General features: G+C 38.5%; 10 protein-coding genes and 1 pseudogene. 8 read left to right on the forward strand and 3 right to left on the reverse strand.

All coding sequences use genetic code 11. From position 1 onward, the window contains the following. Positions 1 to 57: 57 nt before the first annotated feature. Genes EAE89_RS05860 through EAE89_RS05870 form a run of 3 tightly spaced genes read right to left on the reverse strand, consistent with a single transcriptional unit; the run spans position 58 to position 12475 of the window. Positions 58 to 1380, reverse strand: a complete 1323-nt coding sequence (locus EAE89_RS05860) for a serine hydroxymethyltransferase (protein ID WP_214085527.1) — start codon at positions 1378 to 1380, stop codon at positions 58 to 60. Then, positions 1373 to 6004, reverse strand: coding sequence for a type I polyketide synthase (locus EAE89_RS05865; protein WP_214085528.1), 4632 nt, complete (start codon positions 6002 to 6004; stop codon positions 1373 to 1375). Before EAE89_RS05865 ends, EAE89_RS05860 begins: the two co-directional genes overlap by 8 nt. Before the next feature lie 15 nt (positions 6005 to 6019). Beyond that, positions 6020 to 12475 (reverse strand): non-ribosomal peptide synthetase, encoded by a 6456-nt coding sequence (locus tag EAE89_RS05870; RefSeq protein ID WP_214085529.1) that lies wholly within the window; start codon positions 12473 to 12475, stop codon positions 6020 to 6022. 847 nt (positions 12476 to 13322) lie between these two features. On the opposite strand from EAE89_RS05870, the pseudogene EAE89_RS05875 reads away from it, so the two are divergent. The 8 genes and pseudogenes from EAE89_RS05875 to EAE89_RS05910 form a co-directional block, all read left to right on the forward strand. After that, positions 13323 to 13713 (forward strand): annotated as a pseudogene (locus tag EAE89_RS05875) (IS6 family transposase); the annotation flags it as partial. 228 nt (positions 13714 to 13941) lie between these two features. Then, positions 13942 to 14733 (forward strand): hypothetical protein, encoded by a 792-nt coding sequence (locus EAE89_RS05880; RefSeq protein ID WP_214085530.1) that lies wholly within the window; start codon positions 13942 to 13944, stop codon positions 14731 to 14733. Positions 14734 to 14735: 2 nt separating this feature from the next. Then, the gene (locus EAE89_RS05885; RefSeq protein WP_214085531.1) at positions 14736 to 15473 is read left to right on the forward strand and encodes a TIGR03759 family integrating conjugative element protein; all 738 of its coding nucleotides are present in this window, start codon (positions 14736 to 14738) and stop codon (positions 15471 to 15473) included. Between the two features lie 41 nt (positions 15474 to 15514). Beyond that, positions 15515 to 16003, forward strand: coding sequence for a transglycosylase SLT domain-containing protein (locus EAE89_RS05890; RefSeq protein ID WP_422615504.1), 489 nt, complete (start codon positions 15515 to 15517; stop codon positions 16001 to 16003). A gap of 77 nt (positions 16004 to 16080) precedes the next feature. Further along, positions 16081 to 16617, forward strand: coding sequence for an integrating conjugative element protein (locus EAE89_RS05895; RefSeq protein ID WP_149615922.1), 537 nt, complete (start codon positions 16081 to 16083; stop codon positions 16615 to 16617). A gap of 103 nt (positions 16618 to 16720) precedes the next feature. After that, on the forward strand, positions 16721 to 18796 hold the full coding sequence (gene traD / locus EAE89_RS05900; RefSeq protein WP_214085532.1) for a type IV conjugative transfer system coupling protein TraD: 2076 nt from the start codon (positions 16721 to 16723) through the stop codon (positions 18794 to 18796). A 58-nt stretch (positions 18797 to 18854) separates the two neighbouring features. Next, positions 18855 to 19607, forward strand: coding sequence for a TIGR03747 family integrating conjugative element membrane protein (locus EAE89_RS05905; protein ID WP_149615920.1), 753 nt, complete (start codon positions 18855 to 18857; stop codon positions 19605 to 19607). A 192-nt stretch (positions 19608 to 19799) separates the two neighbouring features. After that, positions 19800 to 20690: a DNA-processing protein DprA gene (locus EAE89_RS05910; protein WP_149615919.1), complete on the forward strand. Its 891-nt coding sequence runs from the start codon at positions 19800 to 19802 to the stop codon at positions 20688 to 20690. Positions 20691 to 20732: the final 42 nt, after the last annotated feature.

Genomic DNA, 20732 nt, shown 5'->3' on the forward strand with positions numbered 1-20732 from the left:
CTCCAAATATTATGATCTAAACATCATTTAACTCTAATTACTAAAATCAGCAACATGCTATACATGATATAGTGGAAATTGATCGCACAGAGCTTTTACTTGGTTAACAGCTTTGTTCTTTATATTTTCATCCAATCGGAATTGTGTATCGGATATTACGGTTGTGTGGGTTAGAATCTCATTAATAATTTCAGTGCATTGTTTTAATTCTGGTTGACCAAGTCCTCTAAAAGCTAAGGAATTTGTACCAAAACGTAACCCACTTGCTATCATTGATGATTTATTATCTCCGGCAATACGGTTTCTATTAACAATGATGTTACATTTTTCCAATGATTTTTCTGCGCAATATCCTGTAATTCCTCTGTCAAGCAGATTAACTAAAACCATATGATTATCCGTGCCTTGAGTAATAACGTTGTACCCTAATTCGATTAAATTATTGGCTAATGTATTAGAATGCAAGATAACGTTTTTCATTAACAAAGCGAATTCTTTACTATTAACAAAATCCAAAGCCCTTGCCTTTCCTGCAATAGCATTTAAGATCGGCGTCCCTTGATAAAACGGAAATACTGCTTTTTGCAGTTTTTGGGATAATGTGACGTTTTTTTCTACGCAGATATCATAATCTTTACCACATAAAATCAATCCTCCCCTAGGGCCGTATAATTGCTTATATGTACTAGTTGTTGTGATATGGGCATGGTCTATTGGACTCATGTGTAGCCCGGAAGCAACAAGGCCGGCTATATGAGAAATATCAGCTAATAAAAAGGCGTTGATCTTATCTGCTATCTTTCTGAATTTGGCAAAATCTATTTTCCTCGGATATGAGCTTGCACCACAAATAATAAGTTTTGGTTTGCAATGTAAAGCTATATCTTCTATTTGTTCATAGTCAATATATCCTTTTGGATCAACTCCATAAGAGTAGACTTCAAAATATTTAGCAATAGCAGAAACCGGAGCACCGTGAGTTAAGTGACCACCGCTACAAATATCCATCCCCAAAATGCGATCTCCTGGATTTAGCAAGCCAAAGATTACAATTTCATTACTGGAGGAACCTGAATGAGGTTGGACATTTGCATATTTGGCGCTAAATGCGCTTTTTGCTCTTTCAACAGCTAATTCTTCAATTTGGTCAACAAACCTACAACCTCCATGATAACGTGAATTCGGATAACCTTCTGTTGTAACATTGATTAATGTCGTATTTTCACAAGCAATAACGCTTGGTAGGGCAACACTTGCCGATGCTACCATTGATAGAGCATTTTTTTGGCGCTTAGATTCTTTGTTTATCAATGAACTTAATAAAGGATCTTCGCTTTCCAATAAACAAGATGATTGTTGTTGTGATATAGAGTTAATCATTTAATTCCTTCCATATTTCCTTTTTTACTTCATCTTCGGATAGGCCACTTATCCTAATTAAAAGATCTGAGATTTCATGAATATTAATACCATTTTTATGACCAATTTCTTCTAATTTTTCACTCATTGCTCTAACAGTCGGCTCTTTAAATAATTCACGTAGTGGAAAGTCAATCTTAAGTACATCTCGAACTCGGGAAACTAGACGTACAGCTAATAAGGAATGTCCACCTATTTCAAAAAAATCTGTCTCTACACCAATCTCGGCTATACCAAATAATTCTTGCCATATATTGACGATAACAGTTTCTAGTGAATTGGCCGGGGTAACATATTGTGATGTATATTGAGGATAAGTTGTTAGACAGGAAACATCATTTCCAGCTATTTTATCATGTAGTTGCAGACCTTCTCTATTTACCCACTGGTTGATACGAGAATTCAAATTACCGGTTGAAACTGCAATTTGAGAAAAGGTAACTAAGCCTGTAATTCTATGAAAAACTTCCGCCCCCTCAGAGGGAGACATAGGTAGTTTTGATAAACTTTTACCAAAAACCTTCCCATCATTTGTATCCCAAAGATCCCAGTTTATGCTAACCCACGGCCTACCCTTATTATGGCTATAAGCGTCCATGAAGGCATTGGCCGAGGCATATGCTGAATACCCTAATCCCCCTAAAATTGCGGATAGTGATGACATTAAAATACAAAAGTCTAATTCAACGTTATCCAAAGCATTGGCAAGCGCCAACGTTCCATATATTTTTGTATTTAACTGTAATTCAAGATCATTCCTATTTAATTCAGTTACAGACCTAACCGCTCTTTCCCCCACCGTAGCTGCGCCATGGATAACACCATTAATTTTTCCAAATTTTGCTAAGGTTTGGTTGATCGCTTCACTCATTTGCTCTTTACTGGCAACATCTGCTTTTATTACCATTATTTCTGAGCCTAACTTTTTGAGTTGGGAAAGTTTATTTATGCAATTTATAATTTTTGGATTACTTTCTACTTGCGAAACAATACGATCCCATTCCTCTTCGGGAGGAAAGTCTGAATGAGTTAACAAGACTAATTTGGCATTAAAATGAGTAGCTAGATATTCAGCTAGGATTAAACCCACACGCCCTAAGCCACCGGTGATAAAATAGACTCCTTTATATTTCAACGCAGAAGTGTTTTTTACAGCGTCTGTTGTCGGTAAAGTTATATAATTTTGTTTCCAACGTTTTCCTTGACGGTAAATAAAATTAGAGTTTTCTGGTTCAGAAAAAACCTCTTTAATTAAAGCATCTAAATAATATTGAGGATCTTCTGATTCAGTGGGTATATCTACGCATTGAACGGTAATGTTGGGATATTCTTGAGAGATTGATTTGCTCGGTCCAAGAATGAGTGACTTAAGAGCATTCGGGATATCATATATGTTAAAAGTAGCTAACTGGCAGGTGAAGTAATACAGCGCTATATCTTTACCAATCGCGTATTGTGACAAACATTTCGCTATATATAATATGCTATAAAAAGAATAATCAATAAGTACGGTATCAACTTTTTCGTTAAATGTATAATTAGGTATGAGCCATAAATTAACTATGACGTCTGGAGTCTTCCCTTCTTTATCAAGCTCTGAAAAGAGTTTATCATAGTGTGAGTGATCGCCAGGATTGATATAAAAAGTATTTTCTGCTTTTTCGTATGGTTCAGCTCCGGAATAAACAATAATAGTATTTTCAGCTATGCGCTGAATCTTGCTTAAAAGCTGGCAAGAGATGCTATCTTCCTTATGAAGGAAAACGAGTACACATTCAGGTTTTTTTTCTTGCGACAATAAAATAGCTTCTTTCCAAATTGGAATATTCAACCACCTATCAATATTTTTACTTTTTTCAATTGCAATTGATGAAGATAGTTGATCATTTAGTAGAGCCGGAAGCTCTGGCTTTCTTGCTCTTGAAAAATATTTTCTCTGAAATGGGTACTTAGGCAAGCTAACCCGACTAAATTTGTTTTCTTCATTAAACTTAGACCAGTCTACAGTAACGCCAGTCTCCCATAATTTTCCAACTGCATTTAATAAAATTGATGAGTCAGAATCATTACTTTTAGCTCGTTTCATACAATTTATTGCTAATATCGGGCTGATAGGATTATGGTCCTTGATAAGCGTTGTTAAAGCCCTACCCGGCCCTACTTCTAGAAATATTTGATAGTCATCTTTTAGTAGCTTACTTATCCCGGCACTGAAATTTACAGTATTTTTTAAATGCTCTAACCAATATTTTTTACTCTGTGCTTCTTCTTGTGTTATCCATGTACCGGTTACATTGGAAACGTATGGAATAGTTAGTAAACCAAACTTTATTGTTTGCAGAACCTCTTCAAATGATTTAAGGACAGGCTCAACGAGATGAGAGTGGCCAGCTGTATGGATAGGAATTTTGTAATATGCGATTCTATTTTTATCTAAACGAGCTACAAGCTTTTGTACTTCTTCAGGATGGCCAGACACGACAGTTTGATTAGGACTATTGATAACAGCTAAAGATAGCTCGGTTCCGTCTAGGTATTCTAATGTTTTTTCGGCACTACACATGATGCATAGCATAGCACCTTCACCTGAGATTTCTTCTAATAAGCGAGAACGACATGCAACTAAATAAATTGCGTCTTCAAGTGAGAAAATACCTGAAATACATGCAGCTACATACTCTCCTAGGCTATGACCTATCATAGAATGCGGTTGAATCCCCCAGTGCATTAATTGACAGGCCAAAGAGTATTCGATTGAAAAAATTAATGGCAATGAAATAGATGTTTTTTCTAGTAACGTTTCTATTTCTTCAGATGGGAGGTCCCCTGAGTATAGTGCTGAACATAAATCTAATTTTAGTTGAGTTAATAATAGATCTGAACATTGTTTAAATGTTTTTTGAAATATGGGGAGAGTTTCAAACAGCTCTTGTCCGATTCTTAGATAATGTGTGCCACCACCAGGAAACATGAAAACCACTTTGTCGTTGTTAATTTCCTTTGTGGCAGATGTTGAATGAAGAAGTTCCTGCAAACGTTTAATGGCCTCGGTTTTATTATGACATACTAATGAAACTCTTGAGTCAAATTGACTCCGGCCAATTTGATAAGTATAAGCAATATTTGCTAAGTTAGGAGAGTTCTCTTTTTCTAGAAAATGGCATAATTCTTGACACATTACAGCCAGATCGGTAGCACGTTTAGCAGACAAAATAATTAGGTGTGGATTTTTTTTATTATTGGTTGAGTTTATATTATGGTCTTGGTACTCCTTTAGAACAATATGTGCATTAGTTCCACCTATGCCAAAAGCACTAATGCCGGCATACTTTTCCCTAGCACAGATGGTATTCCATGATGTTAGCTTTGTATTGACATAAAATATATTTTCTTCAAGTCTTAATTTTGGATTTGGTTTATCAAAGTTAAGCGATGATGGTATTATTCCTTTATTTAGGGAAAGAGAAGTTTTAATTAAACCGGCTATTCCAGCGGCGATGCCAAGATGACCGATATTTGTTTTTACGGAACCGATCAGACAAGGAGAAATTCTATTCTTGCTTGCGTAAGCTCTTTTTAAGGCAGATAACTCAATTGGATCGCCTAATATTGTTCCTGTTCCATGCGTTTCGATATAAGTGACGTCTTCTGGGTTGACACCAGATATGTTCAATGCAGTATTAATTGCTGTAAATTGTCCTTCTTCACTTGGTGCAGTGTATCCAATTTTACCACTGCCATCATTATTGATACATGATCCTTTGATAATGCAATAGATATGATCTTTATCTTCAATTGCAGAAGCCAATCTTTTTAATACTACAATGCCTAACCCATTACCGTCAGTTGTCCCTTGGGCTTTTTCATCAAAAGCTCGGCAATGTCCATCAGGAGAGAAAAAACCGCCTTCTTGATAGAGGTAACCGGTTTGTGAAGGGATAGAAATCGAAACACCACCTGCGAGAGCTATATCAGACTCTCCGCTTAGAACACTTTGACATGCCATATGGACAGCAACTAAAGAGGTCGAACAAGCTGTTTGAATATTAACACTTGGTCCAGTTAAATTGAGTTTATATGATACGCGAGTAGGTAAATAATCTTTATCGTTTGACAACATTAGATGTAGACCGCCGACCGGGTCGATATCTCCTGGATTCGAATACAGATCTATTAAGTAAGTGTTCATTGCAGCACCAGCAAACACGCCAATATTACCGTTGTATCTTAGAGTGTCATATCCGGCATCTTCTAATGCATGAAAGGCCGTTTCTAAAAATAACCGGTGTTGAGGATCGAGTAATTCGGCTTCATAAGGAGTATACCCAAAAAATTCTGCATCAAAAAACTCAGAATTTTCAATACTACCTTTTGCAGGTACATAATTAGATTGCTTTATAACTTGTTTTTTAACGCCGAGTGCCAATAATTCGTCTTCGGAAAAGAATTTTATAGACTCTTTCCCTTCACATAAATTAGACCAGAACTGATCGATATTGTCAGCTTCCGGAAATCGTCCTGCCATTCCTATAATAGCTACATCATTAAGCATATCATCACACGTTAATTCATTTTCAATATTCATGTTGCCATGCTCCAATTAGGATTTATTCTTCTGCTTTCGCAGGAGAAACTGTTTACGTAATATTAATTTTTCACTTGCAATTCTTTGGTTTTTATTTGTTTCTATGTGTGGTGTGTTTAAATATTTACTTATTGAAGATACGGTTGTGTATTTGAACATTTCAATTAAGTTAATTTCTTTATTAAATTCTTTAGATAAAGCATTTTGTACTCGAACCATCGCTAGGGAGTTACCGCCAACATCAAAAAAATTATCGGTTATACTGAATTTATCATGACCTAATACTTCTTGCCAGATAAGAAATACTTTCCTTTCATACTCATTAAGGTTTTTGTTATTAACCTTTTTAACTTCATTTTCTTCTTTGACACTTAGTAGTTTTTTTCTGTTAACCTTACCATTGGCCGTGATTGGTAATTCTTTAACTATAAATATTTTTGCCGGAAGCATATAATCGGGTAAGGATTCTTTTAAGTCGTTAAATATAATTTCTATATAATTTTCACTGGATAAATTAGTTTCATTCACTATACAAAAAGCGACAATTCTTACTTCTTCCTGACCTAAAGGCTTATTAATAACCGCAGCTTTTTTTATATGCTTAGATTTATCTAATACTGATTCTATTTCCCCTAATTCAATTCTAAATCCTCTGTTCTTTATTTGATAATCCTGCCGACCGATATATTGAATATTACCGTCAAATCTCCAATATCCCATATCACCGGTGCGGTATAAATTAAAATCATCATTGGAATACGGATTAAAAAGGAATCTAGCAACGGTTTCATCTACTTTATTTATATAGCCAGGCGAAACAGGTATACCTCCAATAAAAATTTCACCGATTCCTCCTATAGGTAATGGCTGAAGATTTGAGTCTAAGATATATATCTCAGCATTTCTTATTGGCTGACCAATTGGCGGAGAATCAGGCCATGTTTCTGGCTGTCCGGTTAGGATAAATTCTGTTACAACATGCGTTTCTGCTGGACCGTAGTGGTTATGAAGGTTTGCACCTGGTAATTTAGAAAAGAAAGTCCTTATTGCTGGTGTGACGACTAATTTTTCACCTGCTGTAATGACATGCTTTAGCTGTTTAGGAAATATATTAATACTTGTTGCTGTTTCAGATAAAATATTTAGTGCTACATAAGGTAAGAAAATTCGCTCTATTTTTTTGTTATCAATATACGATGATAGCCATCTAAAATTACTTCTCTGATCTTCATGAATGATATGCAATGTACCACCACAAGATAAGGTGCTAAATAACTCTTGAAAAGAGACATCAAATGTTAGAGGTGAATAATAGAGTGTTGATATCGGTGTGTCTTGTTTCAAATCAGCAATATGATAATCAATTAAATTTGATAGACATCCTCTAGTTATGCCAACACCTTTAGGTTCGCCGGTCGATCCAGAAGTATAAATAATATAGGCTAAATCAGTTGTATTAAAATTATTATTTCTTTCTATATAACCGTTACTTATATTAAGATTAAATGCACTGTGAAGAAGCTCGGCCACTTGACAGCATTGTATATTAGAATAGTCATAACTCTCAATTTCGCCAATCTGTTCGCTAATAAGAATAGCAGGAGTGACATCATGTAAGATTGATAAAATCCTATTTTTAGGCATGGCGTTATCAATAGGAACACATATAGCACCAATTTTTAATACAGCTAATATAATTTTAATTTGTGATTCAGAACGTTGAAGACAAATTGCAATCTTGTCTTGCTTTTTTATTCCTAATGACTGTAAATATCTAGCTAATATTTCGACTTCTTTGGCTAATGTTTGATAATCAATTGAAGTGTGTGTCTTATTGTCAATAATTGCAGTATTGTTAGGGTATTGGGTAGCCTGCTCTTCAAATCTTTGAATAATATCTTTTTTAAGATTATATTTTTTATTGCTGCCGCTATATTCAGTTAATATATTACTTTTTTGTTTAGAACAAATAAAATCTATTGAACTTAGTTTTTTATCAATATTTTGAGTAAGTTTTTCCAATAAGTTTTTATAATTATCAATAATATTAATGATGCTTTTTTCAGTAAAAAGATCGGTACTATATTCAATGTATCCTCGTAACCCTTGTATTGTCGGATTTAATGAAAGCGTTAGATCATATTTTGCAACATTCAATTGAGGATCAATTAATTCTATTTTTAGGGGACTTAAATCTATGTTTCTTGGTAGTGTGTTTTGTAGAACAAATAATACCTGAAATAAAGGAGTATAACTTAAAGAACGTGTCGGGTTGATAGCTTCAATAATAGATTCAAAAGGTACTTCTTGGTTTGAAAAATCTTTTAATGTATTATTTTTAATAATGTTTAGAGTTTCATGGAAAGTAAATTTCTCGTCCAACTCTGTTCTAATAGCGAGCGTGTTAACAAAGAACCCAACAATATCTTCAAAATCTGGGTGACTTCTATTGGCAACAAGTGTTCCTACAACAATATCTTTTTGACCAGTATACCGGAACAGGAGGGTTTTTAGAGCCGCTAATAATAGCATAAATAATGTCACGTTATGTTCATTGCATAATAGATTTAATCTATCACTTAGCTGTTTGGATATGGATAAACTTGCTCTTTTACCCTGGTGACTGAAGATGGGGGGTCTAGGATAATCTGTTGGTAATGAGAGAAGTGCAGGTGATCCTTCGAGGCGTTTTTTCCAATAATTAATTCCTTCTTTTATATATGATGAGTTTAATCTTTCATTTCGCCAAACAACATAATCGCTGAATTTATATTTCAAAGGCGGTAGGATTCCAGAATCTTGTACTACATAATTTTTATATAATATGGCAAATTCTTTTAAAAGAATTCCCATAGACCATCCGTCTGAAATGATATGGTGTAGAGAAACAACCAGTATATGTTTTTTTTTCTTGATACTAATTAATAAAGCTCTAAATGGAGATTCTTCTTCCAACTTGAAATATTTATTACTTTCATTAGAAATTATATCTGAAATACTCTCTCTCTTTAGGTTCTCTGAAGTAGAAAGGTCTATAACCTGGAAATTCAAATGGGGATCTTTATCATATTGCTGAATAGTTACTCCGTCAGTATCAATAAATCTTCCTTGTAGTGTTTCATGTCGTTTAGTCAGCTGTTCTAAAGCATATTTGATAGCAATAACGTTAACTTCTCCGTTAAGCATAAAGGCCTCAGAGATATTATAAACAGGGCTTTGCTTATTTAACTTATATAGAAACCAAAGTCTTTTTTGGGCATCTGAGAGTGGGGATTTTAATGACAATAATTTAATATGTGATGGTGTTGGCTTAATACTTATAGCATGAGTATTTTTAATTATGTTATTATCAATAAATTCTGATAGGCTTTTTATTGTAGAGTGTTCAAAAATAGAACGAATTGATAGGGTGATTTTTAAACAGTCTTCTATACGATAAATAACTTTTGTTGCCGTTATAGAATCACCGCCTAGTTCGAAAAAAGTTTGTTCATGAGTTAGGCTGGATATGTCCAGTATATTCTTCCAAATATTAGCTACTTGCTTTTCAGTTTCTGTGAAACTCTCTTCATCATATTTTTCAACAACCCCACTTTGGGGTTTCAATATTGATATTTTTTTTCTGTCTATTTTTCCACTTGGTAATGTAGGAAATTGTTGTAAGGCAATAAAGTGTGTAGGTACCATATAATATGGAAGATGAAGCTGTACTTGCTGACGTATTATTGTTGGATCTACGATATTCTTATTTTTAGTTATATAATAGGCAAATAGTTGTTTCCCATTATTATTTTCAACCACAACAACGATTGCTTTAGCAATTTTCTCTTCAAGCTCAATCGCTTTTTCTATCTCACCTAACTCTATTCTATGCCCCCGGACTTTTACTTGAGAATCACAGCGACTTATATACTCTAGCACTCCATTTTTTCCTGATTTAACTAAATCACCGGTTTTATATATTATTGATGAGAGTTTATTGCTATAGTTTGAAAAAGGATTTTGTAGAAAATTTTTCTTCGTTAAAATCCCCTGATTGAGATAACCTTGACCAACGCCTAGCCCTCCAATATATAACTCTCCTATAACGCCAGTGGGTAGGAGGTTAAGGTCTTTATTGAGGACGTATAATTCAGTATTATTAAAAGGATAACCTATTTTAATTGCTTGATCGTTTGATAGTTTATAAACAGTAGACCAGATTGTAGTTTCTGTAGGGCCGTAAACATTCCAAACATTTGGGCTGATGTTAAGCAAACCATTTTTCACACTTGTGGTAAGAGGTTCCCCACCGCATAAGATTTTTATTTTATTTTTGTAACCAGTTAGAAAAGTTAGAATGCTTTCCCAAAAGGTGGGCGTTGCTTGCACGAACGTAGGTTTCTTTTGCTTTATAAATTCACTTATTTTTTTAAAGTCATTTTTATCGGATTGGTCATAAAGTATGTATTTCCCTCCGGTCAATAAAGGTAATAATATTTCTAAAAGAAAAATATCAAAGCTCCAGGAAGTTATACCCAAGAAACTATCTTCTTTTTGAAAATTAAATTCTATAATAGCACTGAGAACAAAGCTTATTATATTCGTTTGGGTGATTTTTACACCTTTTGGCTTCCCTGTAGAACCAGATGTATAAATGACATATGCTAAATCGTCCGGTGATATTGGATAATTAATTACTGCATTTTTTACTTGGGATTTTATTGAATCCACACAAATTAAGTCACAGTTAATTGATTTTAGCGAATTATTATTATTAAACACGTTTGTATTTGTGAGAATCAATTCTAAATCAGCATCTTGGCTGATATATTTTAATCTTTCTTCTGGATATCCTGGATCAAGGGGTAAATATCCTATACCCAATCTTAATACTGTTAATATGGAAACAACCATGTAATAATTACGATCAAAGCATAATCCAATTAACTTTTTATTTATATTGGATTTTATCAATTTTTCTTTTAAGAAATTTGTTAGGGAATTTATTTCTTGATTCAACTCTGCATAGGTTAATTTTATATGGCTTGTTTCTATCGCAACATGATTTGGTACCAACGACACTTGCTTATTAAATAGATCATAAATTGTTAAGTTAGGTAATCTATCTATCCTAGGCTCTATATTTATTTGAATTTTTTCTTTTAATCTCTGATCTTCGAGAATTTGCATGTTTCTGATTTTACTATCTGGATTTTTGAGCATATTTTCGAGCAAAGTAGTGAAATTATGTGCCATCTCAATAATATATTCGTCGCTAAATAGAGCGGTTTTATACTCAAATGCAAACTGAAGAGAATCACCTTCGTCATAGATGAAAGTAAGATCGTCCTTGGAGGTTTTTGTATCAATAAGAATAGACTCAGAACAGGCATTGGTGAAATTAAGGCCTGAAGTTACAAAATTTGTCCTTAAAATAGATACATTATATAATCTGAGTATGGAGGCATTTTCTTGTTTTCTAAGCGACCTTAGAATTATATTAGTAGGAACATTCTCATATTGACGAGCATTCTTACGGTTCTTTTTTATACGTTCAAGTAATTGTGAAAAAGTTAGATCACCATTGAGTTTTATACGCATTGGCAATTGGTTTAAAAGACAGGCAAATAGATTGCTAAACATTTTATTTCTATTTGATTTTGTATAACCTAACGTTATGTTATCTTGCCCGGTATAGTAACGAATTAATATGCTAAAAAGACCAGTTAATAAAATAAAAGTAGTTACTCCTACTTTTTTAGAAATAATTTTTATTCTATGGGTTAATTCGTCTGAAATATCAAAATAATATCTTTTCCCATTGAAATCATATGTTGTTTCTTCGGCAATTTTATCATGTAGATTGATAAGTAATTCAGTCCCTTTTAATTCAGAAAGCCAAAATTTGATTCCTTCTTTAAATCCTTCAGATTTATTAATAAGATTCTCTTCATAATCTAGGTAATCATTAATTGAGATATTTATATTTGGCAAAATGACACTATTTTTTATAATGAATTGATTATAATGGAAAGATAAATCTTGTAGAATAAAGTTTGCAGAATATCCATCGGTAATAATATGATGCAAGTTAAAAACTAAATAAAATTTTTCTGATGAGAGTTTAATTAGGCAAAATTTAAATAAGGGTGCTTTTGTTAAATCAAATGGTTTACTAATAATTTTATTTATGGTGTCTATTTTAACTTCGTTTTGTTTATATGAAGGAATGTCTGTTAAATCCACCAATTCCATTTCAGGAACTAAATCATCCAGAATCTTTTGAAAAACTTTATCATTGACTTCTATAAAAACTGTTCTCAATGTGTTGTGTCTTTTCACTACTGAAGCCAAAGCTGAATTTAATGCACTAACATTTATATTACCTTGTATTTTGAATACTAAAGGAGTATTAAATGCAGGGCTATTGGGAGTTAGTTTCCATTCAAAAAAAAATCGTTCTTGGGTATTTGATAATAACATTGGCATCGGAGGTATCCTTAAACATTAATATTAGATGTTCCAAGTTATAACCCGACATTCCGCACCGCATTCATAATTTGTTGTTTTAATTAAGAATTAACAAATGCATAAATTTTATACAAACGATTTTAAATCAGTATATTACAGATATAGTTGCGGAATGACAGATAACGCCTTGATACTTATTTACTACTAGTTAACAATTTGGGGTTCGTAACGTAGACTTGCTGATCACTTATACTTTGCCTTTTGGATGTTATACATGGCAAAGATTGATGTAGCCTCTCCCCGGTATAATATTCCTTGTTCACTACTATGGTTAGTTGGATATCTACTTGATGGGTGTGTTGCATTTTCGTTAAGAAAATATGCGCTTTATGTTCGAAAAACATACTTTTAGTGATCTTTCCCTAACCACCTGGCGCGATAAGACCGGAAGTGTTTCAGCCACTCAACATCTGAAAGCTGATTCAAACTGCTCCGGGCATATTAAGGCCGAAGAGGCGTCCGAATACGCTATGTGAAGGAATGTCGTTTTTCAGCGGCAAAATACGGCGGAACCCAATAAGACAACTAATAAATAGACAGGCTACCGCCTTGAGAATTCGCTCCCAAAGTCTGATGCTAATAGCCCATAAAAAGCACAAAAAAACGCAAATGTTTATTTGCGGCTGTAATTAAATCAATAATTGGTTAGTTTTCACACGATTAAAAAAGGATTAAAAAAGAATACGGAACATATAAGCAAATTGAATCTAATTAGTCAATCTAATGAATTGTAATTTAGACACTTGTTCTGTTGCATTAAGCGCTGTTTGGATAATATTGCATTTTTTTATTGGTTGAACTGACGATGTCCCTGATTCGAGAAGCATTCAAACGTCTGCACTATTTTGTTGATATCATCGCTCAGTGTGTTCGCTGATATCTGGCCTATGCGCTGAGCCTGCAAGAAATGATGGCGGAGAGTGGGATTGCCGTTGATCATTCCCCGCTCTCTTGTTGGGTTCATTGTTTAGTTCCGTTGATGATTAAACGTTACCGGCGTAGTAAGCCCGCTGTTGGGCGTCGGTGGCGCATGGATGAAGCCTGTATCAAAATCAAAGGATAATGGCGTTACCTTTGCCGGGCAGTGGATTCGAGCTGATTTTTTGCTGACGGCTCATCGGGATAAGAAGACCGCACTGCGTTTCTTTAAAAAGACGATGCATCAGTATGGGCAGCCTGACGTGGTGACCATAGATTTTATGCTCTATATTGGAGTGTAATTTTCATTCTTTCATGTTGAATTTTTTATCGTCATCCTCTCTGGTTTTGCCCAGTATGCTTCCTGGTATCGGGTAATCATATGATTAGACTCTAATCACTACTGAATAAGTCGCATTTCTGTGTCTGTTGTTTTGTCAAGCAATTCGATAGTACTGAAAAGTGTGCCAGACACAGTGCTAAATAAAACAAGGATGTTGTGTGGTATGACAACTGAAATCCCTCCTCTGTCTTCGACGTCTGAAGCTGAGATTGACAGCTTTCAGCAAGCGGTTTCTCAAAAGATCCAACCTAGATTGTTGTTAAAAAAATGTCTGGGGTATCTGTCAATATTGCTTGTTATTGTCAGCATCGCATTGCTGGCATTCGTGGTACGGCAGCAACATCATCAGTTAGTGGAATTTCAGTCATTGATGCGAAATGGATCATTCCAGCATTTGCCTGATGAGTTGCAAAAGCTGCACGAACGGCTTGATAAGGCAGATACCGGCTTTGTTTCCCGTCAGGACTGGCAAATGCAAAATGACCGGTTTCATCAGGCATTGATAGCGCAACAGGGATCCGTTAACGACCAACAGAAACCGCTGGTACAGTCAGTGGCTGATTTAAGCCGTGCGCATCAGGATCTTACCGAAGCAGTGAGTGTATTGAAAAATACCGTGAAACAGCAGGAAATGTGCGTTGACGCATTAATCGCGTGGAAATCTCAGCAGGAAAAGCATGCGGGTAAAAAAGCGGGCACACCTGATCGGGAAGTTCTTCGAACGAAGAAACGGATAGTGGCTCCTTTCCTACTTTCTGGTATTGAACGTCGGGGAGAACAAGTTTATGCCGTTATTATTCCACGAGACACCGCTCCTCATTCTCAAATATCTCAAATGCGCTTATTGACTCCGGGTGAAAGTGCATTTGAATGGACGTTGGTCAGTATCTCCGATCATCAGGCTTTGTTCCAGGTACAAGGGCACCGTCAAACCCTGTCAGTCAATGGAGGGTAATGATGAGAAAAGATTTTTTCAGCCAGAGGAAGGGGGTGGTGCTGATTGGCGTTGTTATGTCTCTGTCAGCTTCGGCGGCACAGGTTGCTATCTCTGAACAGACAGAGACGGGAATGAAAGCGACTCAGCAACAGGTCACGCAGGCTGAAAACCACCGTATTCAGGCGCAAATGTGGGGGCTGACAGAAGCAGAGTTTCAGCGTTATCAGCAATTGATGCAGGGGCAACGGGGCATTCAGTCTCCTGGGCTCGATCCGTTGAGTGCATTGGGCATTGAGGCAGAAACAGTACAGGAGCGTCAACGTTATGCCGAACTGTGGGTTAGGCAGGAATATGTTCGTACTGAAAAGGAACTGGCGTTCCAGCGGGCGGTGGATGCGGCCTGGAAGCGTCTGGCGCCGAATATTTTGCCGGTTAATTTAGGGAAGGGGGACGGAATCGCACAGGGTAATCAAGGGCGGCTGGCGTTATTTGTGAAAGAGGATTGCGCGGCTTGTGATGCCCAGCTGGCTGCTGCCTTGTCCGCTGACCGTGAGGTGGATATTTACCTGGTAGATAGCGAAAGCAACGATGATGTTTTACGTACCTGGGCAGGTAAACATCATATTCCCTCAGAAAAAGTCCGTAGCCGAAAAATCACGCTTAATCATGACAAAGGGCGCTGGCGACAATTTGGTCAGGGGAAAATGCCGGTCGTACTACAACATGAGAATGACGGATGGCGTGTGGTGGCATTTTGAGTCTCGTTGTGGCGGGCAGCCTCTTTTGGGTGACCGAAGGTATGGCCGCGGCGGTAAAACAGGTCGTCCCACCTGGGTATCAGCAGATTGCGCGGGTGCATGGCGTACCTGCTGAAGTGCTTTATGCGTTGGCACTGGCTGAATCGGCAAAACGTTTGCCACAGGAGAAACATGAACGCCCCTGGCCGTGGACGCTCAATGTGGCTGGAAAAAGTTATCGTTATGCAACCCGACAGGCGGTCTGGCAGGCGTTGCAGGGATTTATGCGTAGCGTACCCCTCAAACGTATTGATGTGGGGATTACTCAAGTGAATTTAGGCTGGAACGGCCATTATTTTCGTTCTTATTGGGATGCCTTGGACCCCTATACTAATCTTCATGTGGCAGCCCGTATTCTGAAAACCTGTTATCAATCCAATCCGGGTAGTTGGTTGAATGCGGCAGGCTGTTATCACCATCCCGCTGGCGGTCAACCCGCGAGTAAGTATCGGAAAATCGTCGCACGTAAACTGAGTACGCTGGAGACCTGATATCCTGTTTTGTCCACCAATATTGCTGTAGCTAATACGACACAGACCTGGATTGAACCGAAGGAAAAATAAAGAAGATGTTAATCCATAACTTAATCCGTTATCGCTGCCGTTTATTTTTAATGATGATGATATTGACGCCCTGTTCTCAGGCTGCACTGACTATTGTGGCTGATTTAGGTGGACAATCTACAGCAGCGTATTTTGATGCCATTAACGCTCAGGACAATGAACCGACGACTTCTTCAAATACGGAGGCGACCCCGCCAGATTTAACCGAAGGGGGCATGTTACCGGTGGAAACGCCTGAATTGTCTCCCGGACCTGTTGACGCTCGTCCGTTGCAATTGCCGGGAATGGGGGCGTTGTTCATGATTGGGGATGATGCCCTGTCAAAACAGTGGTTGAAGAAAAATTTGGTTGGCCTTCGGAAAAAGCAGGCGGTGGGATTGCTAGTTAGTGTGCGGGATAAAGCACAACTGGATGAACTGCGTCAGCTTGCAGAGGGATTGGTATTAGCCCCCGCTTCCGGCAGTGATTTGGCTCGTCGTTTGCGCTTACAGCATTATCCAGTGTTGATTACCGATACTGGCTTAACCCAGAAGGTGCGTTGATGTGGCCCCGTCATCCTATATTATCCGAGCTGGTGTTACCACACAGTTTCCCGGTGCTTTTATTGGGATTGTTGTTGGCAATTGTGGTGTTATGGCGGGCTAGATGAGCGATCGTTATGTGATTGAAGCACGGTTACGTCCGGCTGTTGAGCTGAATACCGCTGTTGTTTCGGCGGTTGCCGCCGGTGTCTGTATCGCAGCGCCGTGGGCGGTGGCATTGTCACCATCGGTCAGTGATGTCATGGCGGCAGGTTTTGGCGTGTTATCAGGTTTCCGATTCGGACAGGGGTTACGTATACTGAACTACCGGCGCAATATCCGACGATTGCCCCGTTATGTGATGGCCAGCCACCAGGTGCCCGTCAGTCATCAGAGATTGTTTCTGGGGAAAGGGTTTCTTTGGCAACAAAAACATACACAACGATTTCTGGATACCCTGCGCCCGGAAGTCGAACGTTATGTTCAACCTTCCCGGTATTATCAATTAGCGAGGGCATTTGAGCAGCGGTTTGAGTACCCATTGCCCTCTTTATGTCGTCTGACGCAACGTGATTCTCCGTGGAACCCGGTGAGGCCACTGCCGCCAGTAGGAGGCAATCCAGCATTGCATGGCATTGAACCGGATGAAGTCAATGTGTCAATGGATTTGCGTGAGCGGGTCGGGCACATGTTGGTCCTCGGTACAACCCGAGTTGGTAAGACCCGGCTGGCAGAGTTACTCATCACGCAGGATATCCGGCGGGGTAATATCACGATTGTGTTTGATCCGAAAGGGGATGCAGACCTGTTCAAACGCATGTGGGCGGAAGCACATCGTGCCGGGCGGGAAGATGAGTTCCAGGTGTTTCATCTGGGCTGGCCGGATATTAGTGCTCGCTACAATGCTGTTGGGCGTTTTGGTCGGGTTTCAGAAGTCGCTTCTCGTATAGCAGGACAATTGAGTGGGGCGGGTAACAGTGCCGCTTTTCGTGAGTTTGCCTGGCGTTTTGTCAATATCGTTACTCGTGCTTTGGTGGCTCTGGGGCAGCGACCTGATTACACCCTGATATTACGTTATGTCACCAATATTGGCGAACTGTATGAAACTTATGCTGAAAAAATTATCAGGCAATGCCTGCCTGTGTTATGGGAGCAGGTAGAGAAAAGTCTGGGTCTGCTGACGGAAGACGATTTGCCACGCAATATGCAGGGGCAGACGAATGCAGTGAAAATCTGGGCGATTGAAATGGCACTAAGCTCAGAAGCGGGGAAAAAACTCTACGATCCGATACTGGACGGGTTGCGCAGTGCGGTTCGCTATGATCGCACCTATTTTGACAAAATTGTGGCATCCCTGTTGCCATTACTGGAAAAGCTGACCACGGGGAAAACAGCTGCTCTGTTGGCACCAGATTATACGGATATGAATGATCCGCGTCCCATCTTTGACTGGCAACAAGTGATACGTAAGAAAGGTATCGTCTATGTGGGGCTGGATGCTTTATCGGATGCCGAAGTGGCTTCGGCAGTGGGTAATTCCATGTTCGCGGACCTAGTTTCTGTTGCGGGTCACATTTACAAATTTGGTCTGGATGACGGTTTACCAGAAGGCAAAACGAGAAAACTCCCCATTAGCTTACATTGTGATGAATTCAATGAGCTGATGGGCGATGAATTTATCCCGCTGATTAACAAAGGGGGTGGTGCCGGGATAGAGGTAACCGCTTACACCCAGACTTTGTCTGATATTGAAGCACGTATTGGCAGCAGTGCTAAAGCGGCGCAGGTAACAGGAAATTTTAATACCTTAGTTATGTTGCGGGTCAGGGAAAACAACACTGCCGAACTGCTAACCCGCCAGTTGCCGGAGGTGGAAGTGTACACTAAAACTTTGGTCTCCGGGATTACCGATATTTCCAGTCCAGAGCAAGGCGGTCATTTTACCTCTAATACCCAGGATCGGGTTAGCACGATCAGAACGCCGTTAATTACCCCCGCCGAGGTGATTAATCTGCCGAAAGGTCAGGCATTTGCTTTGCTTGAAGGGGGACGGTTATGGAAGATCCGCATGCCGTTGCCAGCAGCCGATGATGATGACCTGATGCCGGCAAGTCTGCAAAAAATCGCTGATGATATGCGTAAACATTACCGTACCAGTGAATCCTGGTGGTCGGGTAGTGCAATGCCAGATGACAGTTAGGTTGACTTCAATGTGATGTTAAATCCAGCGGTGCTGACGCCTGATGAGGAAGCTGACGATGACGCAGCAGAAAGCTAAATCGCCGCAGATGCCACCGAAAAAATCAGGCCCGTTAAAAACGGCCCTGTGGGAGCTGCCATGGATGCTCATTGGCTTTTTGCTGGTATCGTTGTTTTTTAGTTTGGTTGTTGAATACCTTGGGATAGCCTTTTTCTGGCCGGAACAGGGCGAAAGGCATAGCCAACAAGTGATGCTCACGGAAAGCGGTTGGTTGTCTAAAGAATTTACCCGCAGCTTACTGTTATCAGAGCCTGCGACTACGCTCAGTATCGGGTTAAAATGGAGTTATCAGTGGGTGTTTGTAGACAGTGGTGCACTGGACTGGATTAACCAACAACATACAGTACAAGCTCGGAGCCACTATGAAATGGTGAGAGAGTTGAGCGATTGGAGTGTATTACTGGCGGAAAGTTTGCGGAAGTACCTGCTGGCAACGGTATATGTGACCGTAACCTTTATTATCCGGCTCACTATTCTGGTGTTGTCTTTGCCATTGTTTGTGATGGTTATAGGCGTTGCTGTCGTTGAAGGACTAAGCCGACGTGACTTGCGACGTTATGGTGCCGCTTATGAGTCGAGTTTTGTTTATCATCATGCCAAACGGTTTGTGAAACCGGCGTTTTGTGTACCCTGTCTGTTATATCTCTCCTGGCCATCGGCTGTGTATCCTAATTTACTCTTGTTGCCTGCAGCTCTCCTATTAGGGATCGCTATTACCGTGATGATGAGTACTTTTAAGAAATATCTTTGAGGTAATAAATAGGTAAAATTTTTAATGATTTTTGTTAGATTTTTCAGCGAAAAAGCCTAATTTGGCAGTAAAAAGAAAAAATAATGGCATTTACTCAGTTAACCATTTAGCATATTTTTGTACTGCCTTTTCGGCAGTTACCGTATAGGTGTTCTTAGTAACCTTTTATGTTATGAATTGGGAACAGATAAAATGTTGCAACTTGATTTTGGATCTTCAGATTCCTTCGAACGAGCGATATCTCCATTTGAGGAGATGGCTGCATATGAAGCGCTGTGGACTGAGCAGGGCACCACATTTAAAACTATTGCTGATAAATTCCGGCAGGCACCTAATGGTACGATACCATCTGAACTTGTCCCCGAAGAAGAAAGAGAGTCTGTCAAAAAGTCACTGAAATATATTCTTAATAAATATTCTGTGGAGCATTTAGGTGTTAGAGTGCACGGAGCTAGTGAGTATCCTGATAAATTGAGGGATGCTCGTCACCCAATAGAATTATTTTATTATCAAGGTTGGTGGGATTTAGTTAATACTCGGTGTGTGGCTGTTGTCGGTTCACGAAAGATATCTGATGAAGGTCGCCGTAGAACAAGAAAGCTAGTTAAATGTCTTGTGAATGATGGATTTACTATCATTTCTGGCTTGGCTGAGGGAGTCGATACGGTTGCTCATACGACTGCGTTGGAGTTGGGAGGTAACACAATAGCGGTTATTGGTACTCCATTGTCTCATATTTACCCAAGACAGAATAGTGAGCTCCAAAAGGCAATTAGAGAAAGTTATTTGCTAATTAGCCAGGTACCATTTAAACGTTATATTGAGCAAGATTATCGTAGTAATCGTCTGTTTTTTCCTGAGCGCAATGTGACTATGTCAGCATTATCTGAAGCGACTATTATCGTTGAGGCATCTGATACCTCAGGAACGATGACGCAAGCTAGAGCGGCTTTGAATCAAGGCAGGAAATTATTTATATTAGAATCTTGTTTTAAGAATACTTCGATTAGCTGGCCGGAAAAATATGAAGCGTTAGGGGCTATAAGGGTTAAAGACTATGAGGATATTAGGGAACATCTGTGACTTACCGTCTTACAAAAATTGATGAATTGAGTCGTAGAGATC

The organism is Photorhabdus heterorhabditis (assembly GCF_018448905.1).
GTDB classification, from domain to species: Bacteria; Pseudomonadota; Gammaproteobacteria; order Enterobacterales; family Enterobacteriaceae; genus Photorhabdus; species Photorhabdus heterorhabditis.

Bases quoted from the DNA above. Each gene is read 5' to 3' on its own strand.
- EAE89_RS05870 (WP_214085529.1), bottom strand. From the start codon at position 12,475: ATGCCAATGTTATTATCAAATACCCAAGAACGATTTTTTTTTGAATGG.
- EAE89_RS05865 (WP_214085528.1), bottom strand. From the start codon at position 6,004: ATGAATATTGAAAATGAATTAACGTGTGATGATATGCTTAATGATGTA.
- EAE89_RS05860 (WP_214085527.1), bottom strand. From the start codon at position 1,380: ATGATTAACTCTATATCACAACAACAATCATCTTGTTTATTGGAAAGC.
- traD (WP_214085532.1), top strand. From the start codon at position 16,721: ATGAGCGATCGTTATGTGATTGAAGCACGGTTACGTCCGGCTGTTGAG.
- EAE89_RS05905 (WP_149615920.1), top strand. From the start codon at position 18,855: ATGACGCAGCAGAAAGCTAAATCGCCGCAGATGCCACCGAAAAAATCA.
- EAE89_RS05880 (WP_214085530.1), top strand. From the start codon at position 13,942: ATGACAACTGAAATCCCTCCTCTGTCTTCGACGTCTGAAGCTGAGATT.
- EAE89_RS05895 (WP_149615922.1), top strand. From the start codon at position 16,081: ATGTTAATCCATAACTTAATCCGTTATCGCTGCCGTTTATTTTTAATG.
- EAE89_RS05910 (WP_149615919.1), top strand. From the start codon at position 19,800: ATGTTGCAACTTGATTTTGGATCTTCAGATTCCTTCGAACGAGCGATA.
- EAE89_RS05885 (WP_214085531.1), top strand. From the start codon at position 14,736: ATGAGAAAAGATTTTTTCAGCCAGAGGAAGGGGGTGGTGCTGATTGGC.
- EAE89_RS05890 (WP_422615504.1), top strand. From the start codon at position 15,515: ATGGCCGCGGCGGTAAAACAGGTCGTCCCACCTGGGTATCAGCAGATT.